Source organism: Thermomonas paludicola, assembly GCF_024498955.1.
Taxonomy (GTDB): domain Bacteria; phylum Pseudomonadota; class Gammaproteobacteria; order Xanthomonadales; family Xanthomonadaceae; genus Thermomonas; species Thermomonas paludicola.
This window is the reverse complement of sequence record NZ_CP093311.1, coordinates 2,422,906-2,436,227: the sequence shown is the minus strand read 5'-3', so window position 1 is coordinate 2,436,227 and position 13,322 is coordinate 2,422,906. Positions and strand designations below refer to the sequence as shown.

The window sequence follows — 13,322 nt, the reverse complement described above, 5'->3', positions numbered from 1 at the left end:
GACAATTGTTGCTGCCACTGTTCCGCAGACGAACTTACGCATGACGCCCGTTTGATAAAGACCAGGGCTGCGCTGGCATGGCATCCATCGACATCGCGGGATGCTGCCAGCGAACCCTTTGCGGCGAGTACGGACGATCATGGGATCGGTCTTGCAGGAGCCGTTGCGGCGTGGCGACCAAGCAAGCGCAGCGCCAGGCGCAATCCTTCCAGCCACATGAAGGTCAGCGCGAGCAGGATTGCCGAACCGGCCAGAGTGACCGCGGTCGGTACTGAAAGACCCATGACGTCGCGCAGATAAGGCACGCCAACCGCCAATGTCAGCAGCAGCACGATGCCGAGGAACATCAGCCTCAGCCAACGGTTGCGCATTCCGCTGTGCGCCATCAGGGGATGATCCGGATGGCGATTGGCGAGGATCAGAGCGAACAAGCCAAGGATGAGCGCGATGAAGACTGCCGTGCGGCTATGCGCCACATCGATGCCCAGGGCAAGCATGCTGCCATAGCCAGCAAGCAGGATGCCGGCTGCGCCGATACCCTGCACGGCGGCTGCGGCAATATTACCGGCGGCGAACGGCGAGTCCGCCAATGCACGCGGCGGCCGCTGCATGATGTCATCGGCTTCCGGCTCGGCCTCGAACACGATCGAGCACGACGGATCGATCAGCAGTTCCAGCAGGACGATGTGCACCGGCATCAGCATCACCGGCCAGTGCAGCAGCGAAGGCACCAGCGTCAGCGCAATGATCGGCATATGCACGGCAAACACGAAGCGAGTCGCCTTGGTGATGTTGTCGTAGATGCGTCGCCCTTGCCGGATCGCCGCGACGATGCTGGCAAAACTGTCATCCAGCAAGACCAGGGCCGCCGATTCGCGGGCGACGTCGGTGCCGCGCTTGCCCATGGCGATGCCGACATCGGCAGCTTTCAGCGCCGGCGCATCATTGACGCCGTCGCCGGTCATGGCAACGACTTCGCCATCCTCGCGCAGCAGACGGACCAGACGCAGTTTCTGCACTGGCTTCAGCCGCGCGCACACGTCGACATGGCGCAAGCGCGCACGCAAGGCCGGATCTTCGAGCGTATCGATCTCGGCACCGGTGATGACGTCCGCTCGTTCACTGAGGCCGACTTCACGGGCGATCGCCATGGCGGTGGCCGGATGGTCGCCGGTCAGCATGATGATGCGAATGCCAGCCGCACGGCACTCGGCGATCGCCGCCGGCACCTCGGGCCGTGGCGGATCGACAAAGCCGAGCAGGCCGAGGAATTGGAAATCGAAATCATGCTGACTGTGAGGCGGTGACTCGCCTTGCCAGCGTCCACGCGCAACGCCCAGCACTCGAAGGCCGCGCGCGGCCATTGCTTCCGCCTGGGCCAATACCCTCTTCGCGTCGGCGGCATCCAGATGGCAAAGATCCACAACCGCCTCTGGCGCGCCCTTGGTCGCCAGCATGTGCTGCGTGGTCATGCCGATCGGGAAAACGCGCGTCATCGCGAGGATATCCGGCGACAGCCCATACTCGAAACCGGGCGACCACGCCGCATGCACATGCTCGGTGCCATTCAGCCAGTGCAGGCCGAATTGCTGGATCGCTTTCTCCATCGGATCAAAGGGATCGGCGGGCGTTGCGAGCATGGCGAATTCCACCAACTCGTGGAACGGCTCGATGAGTTCCTCCGCTCCCGCGTGGACAAAATGCATGCTTTGCAGCTGCAACTCGGCCACCTGCATGCGGTTCTCGGTGAGCGTGCCGGTTTTGTCCACCGCCAGCACTGAAATTGCACCAAGCGCCTCGACTGACGGCACGCGCCGGGTCAGTACCTTGCGTTGCGAGATCCGCCACGCCCCGAGCGCGAGGAAGACAGTGAGGATGACCGGGATCTCCTCGGGCAGGATGGCCATGGTCAGCGCGATGCCGGCAAGCAGGCTTTCCAGCAGCCCTTGCGCATTCCACAGCCAGTTGATGAGGAAATAGAGCGCGGCAAGGATCAGTCCGCCCACGGTCAGGTTGCGCACCAGGCGGCGCGAGGCGAGCTGCAGGCCGGAACGCGGCTCTTCGGCTCCCGCCAATGCCTCGCCAATCTGCCCGACCGCTGTCGCAGCCGCCGTCGCGGTCACTTCGGCGAGCCCCACGCCGCGCGTGACCAGGGTGCTCGCGAACAACAGGTTGCGTTCGCCTCCGGGCAACTTCGCCACCGGCACCGCCTCGCCGGTCAGCAGCGATTCGTTGGCGTCAAGCTGGCCATCGATCAGGGTCGCATCCGCAGAAATACGGTCCCCTTCATGCAGGATGAGCAGATCGCCGAGGACGACATCCCGGCCCGGGATGCGCAATTCCTGGCCTTCACGCATGACCAGTGCGCGTGGCGCCGACAAATCCCGCAATGATTCAATTGCCCGCTGGGTCTTGCGCTCCTGGGTCACGGTGATGCCAATCACCACGAATACGAAACTCAACAGGAAGATCGCTTCGGCTTTGTCGCCCAAGGCCAGATAGAGCCCGCCAGCGACAAGCAGCATGAGGAACATCGGCTCGACCAGAATCCCGAGGACAATGCCGATGAACGTCTTGGGGCTGGTTCCGGGCAGCATATTGGGTCCGTTCACGGCGAGCCGGCGTGCGGCCTCCTCGCCGCTGAGGCCTTGAAGATCCCGGATCGAGGGTGGGCGCGTTGCATTCATCGACTGCTTTTCTCCGGCACTCTATGTTTGCGTCGTCGGGATCACGACCTGCGGGCCGGGATGCCTGGACTTTCAGCGCTGTGACTCTGTGTTCGTTGGCCTGCATTTGCCGGTGCCAAAGCCCCAGGCATTCACCAGATCACCGCCGCCGATATCGAAGGCCCCCGCGATTGCCGGCTGACATCCAGCGCCGCTTCCAGGATAACGAACAGTCCGTCAGAAATGGCGACGAGGTTCGCGGGATCATGGCATCCAGTGCCAGCGAGGCGTTGCATTCAGCATGGCTGCGATCGGACAGGCTGCCTGGATTTCCGCCCAAGGTGACTGCCCCTTCAGCGCATAACGGCGCGTGCAGCCATGGCGCTACAACACGCGCCATGGCTGCGAACACCCCGCCTCCCATCAAACGCGCGGACGCCGGCCGGTGACCAGCGAGACCACGAACAGGATCAGGAAAACGATGAACAGGATCTTGGCGATCCATGCGGCCGTGCCGGCGATGGCGAAAAATCCCAGAAAGCCGGCGATCAGTGCGACCACGAAAAACACGATGGCGTAGTGCAACATGTCGATCTCCTTGGTTGGCTGCCGGTGCGGATGAGCCTTGTCATGCCACTGCCGACGAAATGGAGCGTTGTAGCGATTCGTGCGTCAGAGCGATTCGATGAAATCGGCGACCTGTTTTTCGGCGTCGTCCTTGGCCATGCCATAGCGTTCCTGGATCTTGCCGGCAATCTGCCTCCACTGGCCCTTGATGCGATCGTTGTTCATGGTGGTTCTCCTTGCGTGACCGGAATGCACACGCCCAGTTAGGCACTTCCGATGTGAAGGCGGAGCGAGGTAGCGTCCTTGCTTGCACGCGCGAATCACGTGGCCACCTTGTACGGGAAAATCGGCGTCAATCGCCGCAACGCGGCGGTGGTGTGGGGCGCGAACGCGGGTTCGGCGCGCAGTAGTGTCACGGCCGCGCGCCGCGGTTGCGCTTGCCAGGCAACGGCCGCGGCCGGCCGCGCAGGGCTTGCGCTGGATCAAGGCATGTCGCGGCGGGCGCGCCTAGGCTGCCGTTTGCCAACCCGTGCGACACAGGCTGCCTCATGTTGAATTTCCCGTTGTCCCTGCCGCCGCGTCATCCACGTTGCGCGCCGTTTGCATGGGCCGGTTGCGCATGACGTCCTGGCCTGCCGCGAGCCTGATCCGCGCCAAGCGCGAAGGGGGGCGTCTGGATGCGACGCAATGGCATGCGCTTGCCGAGGGGATTGCCGGCGAGGCGTGGAGTGAGGGCCAGATCGGTGCTTTCGCGATGGCGGTGGCGTGGCGCGGGCTGGATGCGGCCGAGTGCCGCGACTTCACCTTCGCGCTGCGCGATTCCGGTCGCCGCATGCACTGGCGCGACCTGCCGGGCCCGGTGCTGGACAAGCATTCCACCGGCGGCGTGGGCGACTGCGTGAGCCTGGCGCTGGCGCCGCTGGTGGCGGCCTGCGGCGGCTACGTGCCGATGATTTCCGGTCGCGGGCTGGGGCATACCGGTGGCACGCTGGACAAGCTGGAAAGCCTGCCCGGCTACGACGTGAATCCCGACCCCGCGCGGCTGGCGCGGGTGGTGCGCGAGGTCGGCTGCGCCATCGTCGGCCAGAGCGCCGACCTGGTGCCGGCCGACCGCCGCCTGTATGCGGTGCGCGACGTCACCGCCACCGTCGACGTGCCCGAGCTCATCGTGGCCTCGATTCTGTCGAAGAAGCTGGCAGGCGGCGCGCAGGCGCTGGTGCTGGACATCAAGACCGGCAGTGGGGCGCAGACGCCTGCGCTGGCCGATGCCGAAGCGCTGGCATCACGCATGCAGGCGGTTGCTGCCGGCAGCGGCCTGGCCCTGTCGGTGGCCTTGACCGACATGGGGCAGGTGTTGGGGCGTGAAGCGGGCAATGCGCTGGAGCTGCGCGCCGTCCTTGATTTGCTGTCGGGGCGCCCGGGATGCCCGCGCTTGCGCGCGCTGACGCTGGAGTTGTCGGCCGGCTTGCTCTGCATCGGCGGCATCGCCAGTTGCCGTGAAGATGCGTTGCGGCGGCTGCAGCTGGCGTTGCAAAGTGGCGCCGCTGCGGAGCGCTTCGCGCGCATGGTGGCCGGGTTGGGCGGCCCGGCCGACCTGCTGGAGCACCCGCAGCGGTACTTGCCGCAGGCACCGGTGCAGCGCCGCGTGCCGGCGCACGCCGACGGCTTCGTGCGGGCCATCGACGTGCGTGCGCTGGGCGAATGCGTGGTGGACCTGGGTGGCGGCCGGCGCATGCCGGGCGCGGCGATCGATCACGCGGTGGGCTTGGCCGAGGTGCGTGGGCGCGGCGAGAGGCTGGCGTTCGGCGAGACGCTTGCCGTCGTGCATGCGCGCAGCGAAGCAGACGCCGACGCCGCAGAGGCGCGGGTGCAGGCGGCGTTTACCCTGGGAGAGACTGCGCCAGCGCCGGTGCCGGCGTGGCATTGGTTGCCTGTGGCTGCTGCAGGATGAAGCGGAACGGCAGCAGTGCATCGGCGTCCACGTCAATCCAGTCGCCATCGGGCTGGCGGAAGGTCACGGCGGCCTGCGGGCCGAATTCGACCATGGCCTGCCGGCACGCGCCGCAGGGTGAAATCGGCAGCACGCTTCCGTCGGCGGTGAACGCGGTAACCGCGATCGCGGCAAGGCGAAACCCTTGTCCTTCCGCCTGCACGGCAGCGGCAATTGCCGCGCGCTCGGCGCAGTTGCCGATGGTGAACGAGGCGTTCTCGACATTGCAGCCCGCATACACCTGGCCGCTGGCAGAGCGCAGCGCAGCGCCCACGCGCAGTTTGGAATAGGGCGCATAGGCCTGCCTCGACGCTTGCTCGGCGAGTGCGCGCAACGTGGTCAATTCGTGCATCGGCGACATCTGGCCAGACAAGGGTTTTCGCATAGTGGCATGCCTCGGTGGTTTGCGCATATGCCGGCAGCGGCGTTCCGCCTGCGGATGAAATCGGTTTAGGATGAAACGGGAAGGGGATCTTCCAGCGCGAACGGGCACTGCCAGCCCCTGGCAGGATCGCCGGGTCGCGTGTTCCGCACCGACAACCAGGTGGCTTGATGCGAATGCAAACACCGGCGCCGAATCGGATCGCTGGATTCCTGCTGCTGGCGCTGGCGATTCCACTGCTGGTCTGGCAAGCCGTGCCGGGTCAGCAGCTGGCCCTCGATCCGCCGCAGTTCCTGGCGATCCATTCGGTGCTGGAAATCCTCGCCGTGGTGCTGGCGGTGCTGGTCTTCGTCACCGGCATCGGCACGGCCGAAGCACGGCGTTCCACCCGCACGATGGAGCTGGGCGGTGCCTTCCTCGCGGTTGCTCTGTTCGACATGCTGCACCTGCTCGCCTACGTGGGGATGCCGGAGCTTGGCAGCGCCAATTCGCCGCACAAGGCGATCCTGTTCTGGTTGCTGGCCCGCTATGCCGCGGCGATCGGGCTGCTTGCCTATGTGTTGCTGGCGGAACGGCCGGCGCCGCGTTCGCCCTGGATACGCAGTGCCTGGTTTGCCGGCGTGTTGCTGCTGGTGGCTGCCGTGGCGTGGCTGCCATTGACCAACCCGACCCGCATCACGCTCATGTATGCGGATGAGCAGGGGCTGACCCCGCTCAAGGTAGGCATGGAGTGGGGCGCGTTTGCCCTGTACCTTGGCGCGGCCTTGCTGCTGGTGCTGCGGCGCAAGGCCATCACCGGCTGCGAATTCGGCAGCCTGCTGCTGGCCTTGCTGTTGATGGCGGTGAGCGAGCTGTTTGCGTCGCTGTACGGGCGCGTGGCCAGTTCGGCCAACTTGTTGGGCCATCTGTACAAGCTGGCGGCGTATTGCTTCCTGTATCGCGCCATTTATGCCGAGGCGGTGAACCGGCCCTTCCGGCAGATGCGGCACATGCTGGCCCACGATTCACTGACCGGTCTGCCCAATCGCACGGCCTTCACCGAGCGGCTTGCGCAATTGAAGTTGCGCGGGGGCGCACTGCTGCTGCTGGATCTGGATCATTTCCAGAACGTCAACGACACGCTGGGCCACGAGCAGGGGGATCGGTTGCTGGTGATGATCGCCGCGCGCATTCGCGAATGCCTGCCGCCCGGTGCCTGCGTGGCCCGGTTCAGCGGCGACGAGTTCGTGATCCACCTGGATGGCGTGGCGCTGGCGGAGGCCAGGCATGTGGGTGATGCGTTGCTGCTGGCGCTGGCGCGCGAGTTCGAGATCGACGATGACCGTGTGGGGATCGGAGCCAGTATCGGTCTGGTGGTGTTTTCCGGCGGCGAGGGATCGGTCAGCACATGGATGCGGCAAGTCGATCTGGCGATGCACCAGGCCAAGCAGGCCGGGCGCAATTGCCTGGTGGTGTTTACCGAGGAACTGGACAAGGGGTTCCAGCGCCGCGCATTGCTTGAGGCACGCCTGCGCCACGCGCTGGAGCGCAAGGAACTGGCGCTGCATTACCAGCCGAAGTGGGAGATCGAATCCGGGCGCCTGACCGGTTGGGAAGCCCTGCTGCGCTGGAATTCCCCCGAGCTTGGCAGCGTGCGTCCGGACGAATTCATCGCGGTGGCCGAGCGCAGCGGGATGATCCTGCCGATTGGTGATTGGGTGCTGCGCGAGGCCTGCCGCCAATTGCGCGAATGGCGGATGGAAGGGCTGCCCACGGGAAGCGTGGCGGTGAACCTGTCGGCGCGGCAATTCCGCCAGCGTGATCTCGCCGAGGAAGTCAGCAAGGTGCTGCGCGACACCGGCCTGCAGCCGGCTGACCTGGAGCTGGAAATCACCGAATCGGCGCTGATGGATGACCTGTCCGCGGCGACCGTGGTGCTGGTCGATCTGGAGCGATTGGGGGTGCGCATCTCCATCGATGATTTCGGCACCGGGTATTCGTCGCTGAGCTACCTCAAGACGTTTCCCATCCATTGTCTGAAAATCGATCGCTCCTTCATCTCCGACATTCCGGGCAATGAAAACGATGTCGCCATCGTGCGAACCATCATCGCGCTGGCGCGCAGCCTGGGCCTGACGGTGGTGGCCGAGGGGGTGGAGAACCATGCGCAATTCGCCTATCTGCGCGACAACCGCTGCGACCAGGCGCAGGGCTACCTGTTCTTCCCGCCGCTGCCGCCTGCGGAATGCCGCGACCTGCTGCGTGCGTGCCAGCGGCTGGCGCAAGACGCCTGACCGGTTGCCCGCCGTGGCGCAACAAAAAAGCCCGGCATCCCTGCCGGGCTTGTTGCTTCCTTGCAGCGACGCTTCCTTATTCGGGTTGCCAGCGCAGGCTGAGTGCGTACTCGCGACCGGGCTGGGCGTACCACGCGCTGGTTTCATGGCGCCGGTCGAATGCATTGGCCACGTTCGCCTGCAGCGTCCACGCCGGGCTGAAGCGCCAGGACACGCGCGCATCGACCGTGCCGTAGCCGCCCACGCGCGCGGTGTTGCCCACGTCGTCCCAGCGCGCGGATTCGCCAATGCCGGAAATGCCGACGCCCCAGTTGCCGATGTCGCGATCCAGGTCCAGCCGCACGCTGCGCGACGGGCGACGTGCAAGGTGCTTGCCGTGGTTGAAACCGGCGCTGAGGTTGCGGGTTTCCAGCCAACCCAGCTGGCCCCGCACATGCCACTGGCCAAGCTGCGCGCTGCCGGTCAGCTCCACGCCGCGAATGCGCGCGGTCTCCACGTTGTTGGGCTTGCCGGCCAATGCATCGTAGGCGATCAAGTCGTTGATGCGCGTCTGATAGGCGTTGGCCTGTACCTGCCAGTCGTCGCCGCTGCGCGCCAGCGAGAGTTCGCTGCTGCGTGAATCCTCCGGGCGCAGCAACGGGTTGCTGAAGCCGGGGTAGTACAGCTCGTTGAAGCTGGGCGCCTTGAACGCGGTGCCGTGGCTGGCGGTGACGCGCCAGCCCGCGCCGATGTCCATGCCCCAGGCGATGCTGCCGGTGGTGTGCCCGCCGAACTGGTCGTTGTTGTCGCGGCGCACGGACACCTGCCAGTCCTGTGCGCCGAAGTCGCCCTGATACTGGATAAAGCCGGCGCGATTGCCGCGCGTGGGCGCGTAGGGCGGCAACCACGGGTCGATCACGTTGGCGCGGTCACGCAGCCAATCGAGGCCTGCGGTAAGCACCTGGCCCGGTGACACGGTGAAGTCGCCCTGCAGGTTGGCGCTGTCGCGGGTGGTGCTGTATCGGTTGGCAAAGATGTTGCCGAGGGAATTGTCGGAATCATCCGTATTTCGGCCCATGCCGAGTTTGAACTGGATCCCGCTGGACGGCGCCCAGCGCACGCTGCCGCCGACGACCTGCTGGACGATATCGGAATTGTCCACGTAGTCGCCGTCATAGTCGTTGTGACCGATGGCGCGGAAGGCCTGCGCATCGAACGTCCAGGCGTCGCCGGGCGAGAAATCGGCGCGCAGGCTGGCGCTGTTGTTGCGGTAGCCATCGCGGTCCAGATGCGTGCCCGGCACGATGAAGCAGCCGGCGCCGCTGTAGTTGGACGGGTTGTAGAAGCCGAGGCAGGCGTTGATGCCATCCGTGGACTGATGCGCCAGATCCACGCTCACGCCGCCGTGCGCGCCGCGCAGGCCGATGCCTGCCGAGGCTTCGCGCAGGCCGTGACTGCCGGCACCGACGCGCGCGCGCCCTTGCAGGCCGTGTTGGCCCGCGCCCTGTCGGGTGAAGATCTGGATGACGCCGCCGATGGCATCGGCGCCGTACAGCGAGGAACGCGGGCCGCGCACGATTTCGATGCGCTCGATCTGCGCCAGCGGGATGTCCTGCAACGAGGTCAGCCCGGAAGTGGGCGAGCCCACGCGGATGCCATCGATGAGGAACAGGGTGTGGTCGGATTCGGTGCCGCGCAGGAACAGCGTGCTCAGCTTGCCCAGCCCGCCCTGATTGACGATGGTGATGCCGGCGCGGCCGCGCAGCAGTTCCGGCAGGGAATGCGCGCTGCTGCGCTCGATCTGCGTGCGGTCGATGACCTCCACGGCGGCAAGCGCGGCGTCAACGGTGGTGGGTGTGCGGGTGGCGGTGACGATCACGCCATCCAGGGTTTTTGCGTCGTCGGGGGAGGCTGTCGCCAACGCGGGCAGCGCCAGTGCAAGCGTGAGCGCACTGACGCGGAGTGGAGTGTTGCGGCAAGACATCGGGGATTCTCCGGCGCGCACGCCCGCGCGCCCTGGGGTTGTGGGCGATGGGCTGCGGAAGGAGATACGGACGCAGGCGGTGCGCGGGCGCAACGCAGGGCCGCGCAATGCCCTCCGCATCGCCATCAGTCTTGCTTGTGGCCGGTCTCCGGGCTTGCGAGCGGAGCATCCGTGGATGTTCCCGTCAGGCGCCTTCCCATGCCAATGCACAGTGGCCGATGCCGAACTTGTCTCGCTTACCGTTGCGGGGGCAGCGCCGGACTGGATGCGCATGCGCGCTTCGTCACCGGCTTCCCGTTTCAATCCAGCGGTGGATGCCGCTGGATCACCTCAAGCCGGGCTAGTGTAGCGTGCCGTCGCTGGCCGCGCTCGGGTCAGTCGACTGGCGCCGGCGGGTCGCGCTCGTCATCGAACAGCGCGAAGGCGGGGGAATCGGCAACCTCGTGATGGGTCGTGGTCACCGGCGCCGCCGCAGGTCGGCCGCGCGGCGGTGGCAGCAGCGCGATGGCGGCGTCGGCGGCCTGCACCAATTCGCTGCGGCGCGCCTCCGGAATTTCCTGCCAGTGGCAGTCCTGCAGCGCGCCTTCCAGCGAGTACAGCAGATTGAGGCTGGGCTTGAAGCCGGCGCGGCGCACCTTCATGAACGCTTCCACCGTGCCGATGGCGGTGATGTCCTCCAGCGAGCGCAGGCCCACCTGGCGCAGCCAGGCCGCTGATTTCGGGCCGATGTTGCGCATTTTCCGGGGACTTTCCGCCACTACAACGACTCCAGGAATGCCTTGGCAATCTGTTCAAGGCCTTGTTGGTCTTCAACGGAAAAACGCGATGGAAGCGGACTGTCGATGTCGAACACGCCCAGCAGCGCATCGCCTTGATACAGCGGGACCACCAGTTCGGAGCGCGAGGCGGAGTCGCAGGCGATATGGCCCGGGAACGCGTTCACGTCGTCCACCCGCTGCGTTTGCCGCGTGCTTGCCGCCGCGCCGCACACGCCCTTTCCAAGCGGGATGCGGACGCAGGCCGGCAACCCCTGGAACGGACCGACGACCAGCTCGGTGCCATCGAAGAAGTAGAAGCCAACCCAGTTGAGATCGGGCAGCGCGTGGTACACCAGCGACGACAGGTTGGCTGCATTGGCGATGCGGTCGCGCTCGCCGTGCAGCAGTGCGCGCGCCTGTTCCAGCAGCTGCGCGAATTGTTCCGGCTTGCTGCCGGTGAGTGTGGTGGCGGAGAAGCTCATGCGCGCAGTGTAGCAACCGGCGCGCGCGGGATTACCATCGTGCACCCGTCGTGCAAGGAGTTGCGATGTTCTCGCTTTACGTCACCGGCACCGATACCGGCATTGGCAAGACGCTGGCCAGCTGCGCCCTGCTGCACGCGTTGCGCGCGCATGGCTTGCGCGCGGCCGGCATGAAGCCGGTGGCCAGCGGTTGCGCGTCGACTGCGGGGCAATGGCAGAACGAGGACGCACTGGCGTTGCAGGCAGCGGGTGCGTCCGGCGTTGCCTACGCCGACATCAATCCTTTCGCGCTGGAGCATCCGCTGGCGCCCGAGCTGGCCGCGCGCGATGCGGGGACGGAGGTCGCGTTGCCGCCAATCCTGCGGGCATACGCGCGGCTGGCGGCGCAGTCCGACGCGCTGGTGGTGGAGGGCGTGGGAGGTTGGGCGGCACCGCTGTCGGCGTGCTTGATGCAAGCCGATCTGGTGCGCGCGCTGCGCTTGCCGGTGCTGTTGGTGGTGGGGTTGCGGCTGGGCTGCCTCAATCACGCCCTGCTCAGCGCGCGCGCGATCGCGGCCGATGGCATGCATCTGGCGGGCTGGATCGCCTCGCACGTGGACCCACGGATGGCACGCGTGGACGACAATCTTGCGATGTTGCGTGCGCGCCTGCCGGCGCCGTGCTGGGGCGTGTTGCCGCACGCGGTTGCGCCCGATCCGGCGGCGCTGGCGCGGCAGCTGCGGCTGCCCATGGAGGCTTAGATGCGTGGTGGGCGCAGCCGTGGAACGGCCGCGCCCGGTGCCCCGGCCCCGGCCGTCACGCTGGCTGCGACAAATCGTCCAGCAAGGCCGCCAGGAAGCGCGCCGCTTCGCCGCCGGTGGCGGCGCGGTGGTCGAAGGTCAGGCTGATCGGCATCCGGCGATGCACTTCGATTCCTCCCATCACCGCCACCACGTCATGCGACAGCTTGCCGGCGCCGACGATGGCCACGCACGGCGGCACCACGACCGGGGTTGCGTAGCGGCCGGCGAACATGCCGAAGTTGGACAGCGAAATCGTGTAGCCGGACAGCTCCGACGGCGGGATGCTGCGGTCTTCCACCTGTGCGCGCAGGCGCTTGATCGCGGTGCGGATGCTGGTCGCGTCGAGCATGTCGGCATTGCGCAGTGCCGGCACGAACAGGCCGTCGTCGGTATCCACCGCGATGCCGATATCCACCTGCGGATGCAGGGTGCGGGTCAGGTTCTTGCCGTCGAACCACGCGTTGAGCGCCGGCACGGCTTTGGCCGCTGCGCAGATCGCGCGGATCAGGCGGGCGGTGATGTCCTGCCGGCCGCTCCAGGCGTGCAGATCCGCATCATCCACCAACGTGGTTGGCACCACCTGCGCGTGTGCATCGGCCATGACCCGGGCCATGTTGCGACGCACGCCCTTGAGCTGTTCGGGCTGGCCGCTGGCGGTCACGCCCGGTGGCTGCGTGCGCATCGGCTTGCCGGACTGCGACAGGGTGCTGCGCTGCGCTGCGACAGGTGCTGGCGTGGCGGCTGGCGCTGCGGCAGCGGTGCGAACCGGCGCGGCGCCCGGCTTGGCGCTGCCGTCGGCAGCGGCGCGCTTGACGTCGGCCATGCCCACCGTGCCGTCCGGCCCGGTCGCCTGCACGCGGGTGAGATCGACGCCGAGCTTGCGCGCCATCGCCCGCACCGCGGGCACCGCCCTGACGCCGCCCACGGCAACCGCGGCCTCGCTGACCACGGCATTGCCGACCTGCATCGCGCCGACCACGGTGCCGGCGTCTGCCTGCGCATCCTCGGCCTTCGGCGCGGGCACGGCGGCGGCCGGTTCCGGCGCGCTGGGCGGCGGGCCGTGGTGATGGCCGGTATCCTGCCCCTCCGCGCGCTGCGGCAGGCTGGGGTCGATTTCGAATTCGGCCAGCACCGCGCCGGTGATGATGACGTCGCCGGCGGCGCCGGCCAGTTTCAGGACCTTGCCCGAGACCGGCGAAGGCACATCGACCACCGCCTTGGCGGTTTCCATCGACACCAGGTTTTCGTCCAGCTTGATGATGTCGCCTACCTTCACGTACCACTCGACGATGGTGGCGTCCGGCAGGCCTTCGCCGAGGTCGGGAAGCAGGAATTTCTTGCTCATGGGGTTGCTCGCTTTAGCTGTTGCCGTCATTCCCGCGAAGGCGGGAATCCGGCGACGTTGATGTTGATGTTGATGATGGCGAAAGGCGCGGGATCCCCGCTTTCGCGGGGATGA

At 66.8% G+C, this 13,322-nt stretch carries 11 protein-coding genes and 1 riboswitch; of the genes, 3 read left to right on the top strand and 8 right to left on the bottom strand.

What is annotated here, in order from left to right:
* Window positions 1-137: 137 nt before the first annotated feature.
* The 3 genes from LIW09_RS11450 to LIW09_RS12715 form a co-directional block, all read right to left on the bottom strand.
* Window positions 138-2,687 carry a cation-translocating P-type ATPase gene (locus LIW09_RS11450; protein ID WP_256645746.1) on the bottom strand — a complete coding sequence of 850 codons (2,550 nt, stop codon included), beginning with the start codon at window positions 2,685-2,687 and terminating at the stop codon, window positions 138-140.
* A 402-nt stretch (window positions 2,688-3,089) separates the two neighbouring features.
* Window positions 3,090-3,254, bottom strand: a complete 165-nt coding sequence (locus LIW09_RS11445; protein ID WP_256645745.1) for a DUF1328 domain-containing protein — start codon at window positions 3,252-3,254, stop codon at window positions 3,090-3,092.
* Between the two features lie 84 nt (window positions 3,255-3,338).
* A complete protein-coding gene (locus LIW09_RS12715; protein ID WP_425507887.1) occupies window positions 3,339-3,458 on the bottom strand; it encodes a CsbD family protein in 120 nt (39 codons plus the stop codon).
* Window positions 3,459-3,852: 394 nt separating this feature from the next.
* Between LIW09_RS12715 and LIW09_RS11440 the strand changes: the two genes are divergently transcribed.
* Window positions 3,853-5,184: a thymidine phosphorylase gene (locus tag LIW09_RS11440; RefSeq protein ID WP_256645744.1), complete on the top strand. Its 1,332-nt coding sequence runs from the start codon at window positions 3,853-3,855 to the stop codon at window positions 5,182-5,184.
* On the opposite strand, the gene LIW09_RS11435 is transcribed toward LIW09_RS11440, so the two are convergent.
* Window positions 5,114-5,608: a cytidine deaminase gene (locus tag LIW09_RS11435; protein WP_256645743.1), complete on the bottom strand. Its 495-nt coding sequence runs from the start codon at window positions 5,606-5,608 to the stop codon at window positions 5,114-5,116. The genes LIW09_RS11440 and LIW09_RS11435 overlap by 71 nt on opposite strands.
* Window positions 5,609-5,775: 167 nt before the next feature.
* On the opposite strand from LIW09_RS11435, the gene LIW09_RS11430 reads away from it, so the two are divergent.
* Entirely contained in the window at window positions 5,776-7,878 is a 2,103-nt protein-coding gene (locus LIW09_RS11430; protein WP_256645742.1) for a putative bifunctional diguanylate cyclase/phosphodiesterase, read from the top strand.
* 76 nt (window positions 7,879-7,954) lie between these two features.
* On the opposite strand, the gene LIW09_RS11425 is transcribed toward LIW09_RS11430, so the two are convergent.
* The 3 genes from LIW09_RS11425 to LIW09_RS11415 form a co-directional block, all read right to left on the bottom strand.
* Window positions 7,955-9,841 carry a TonB-dependent receptor domain-containing protein gene (locus tag LIW09_RS11425; RefSeq protein ID WP_256645741.1) on the bottom strand — a complete coding sequence of 629 codons (1,887 nt, stop codon included), beginning with the start codon at window positions 9,839-9,841 and terminating at the stop codon, window positions 7,955-7,957.
* Between the two features lie 122 nt (window positions 9,842-9,963).
* A riboswitch (cobalamin riboswitch) is annotated at window positions 9,964-10,189 on the bottom strand.
* A gap of 26 nt (window positions 10,190-10,215) precedes the next feature.
* A complete protein-coding gene (locus LIW09_RS11420; RefSeq protein ID WP_256645740.1) occupies window positions 10,216-10,578 on the bottom strand; it encodes a TfoX/Sxy family protein in 363 nt (120 codons plus the stop codon).
* A 20-nt stretch (window positions 10,579-10,598) separates the two neighbouring features.
* The gene (locus tag LIW09_RS11415) at window positions 10,599-11,081 is read right to left on the bottom strand and encodes a GAF domain-containing protein (protein WP_256645739.1); all 483 of its coding nucleotides are present in this window, start codon (window positions 11,079-11,081) and stop codon (window positions 10,599-10,601) included.
* Between the two features lie 65 nt (window positions 11,082-11,146).
* On the opposite strand from LIW09_RS11415, the gene bioD reads away from it, so the two are divergent.
* Window positions 11,147-11,821 carry a dethiobiotin synthase gene (gene bioD, locus LIW09_RS11410; RefSeq protein WP_256645738.1) on the top strand — a complete coding sequence of 225 codons (675 nt, stop codon included), beginning with the start codon at window positions 11,147-11,149 and terminating at the stop codon, window positions 11,819-11,821.
* 55 nt (window positions 11,822-11,876) lie between these two features.
* Here bioD and LIW09_RS11405 read toward each other — a convergent pair whose 3' ends face one another.
* Entirely contained in the window at window positions 11,877-13,208 is a 1,332-nt protein-coding gene (locus tag LIW09_RS11405; protein WP_256645737.1) for a dihydrolipoamide acetyltransferase family protein, read from the bottom strand.
* Between the last annotated feature and the right edge of the window lie 114 nt (window positions 13,209-13,322).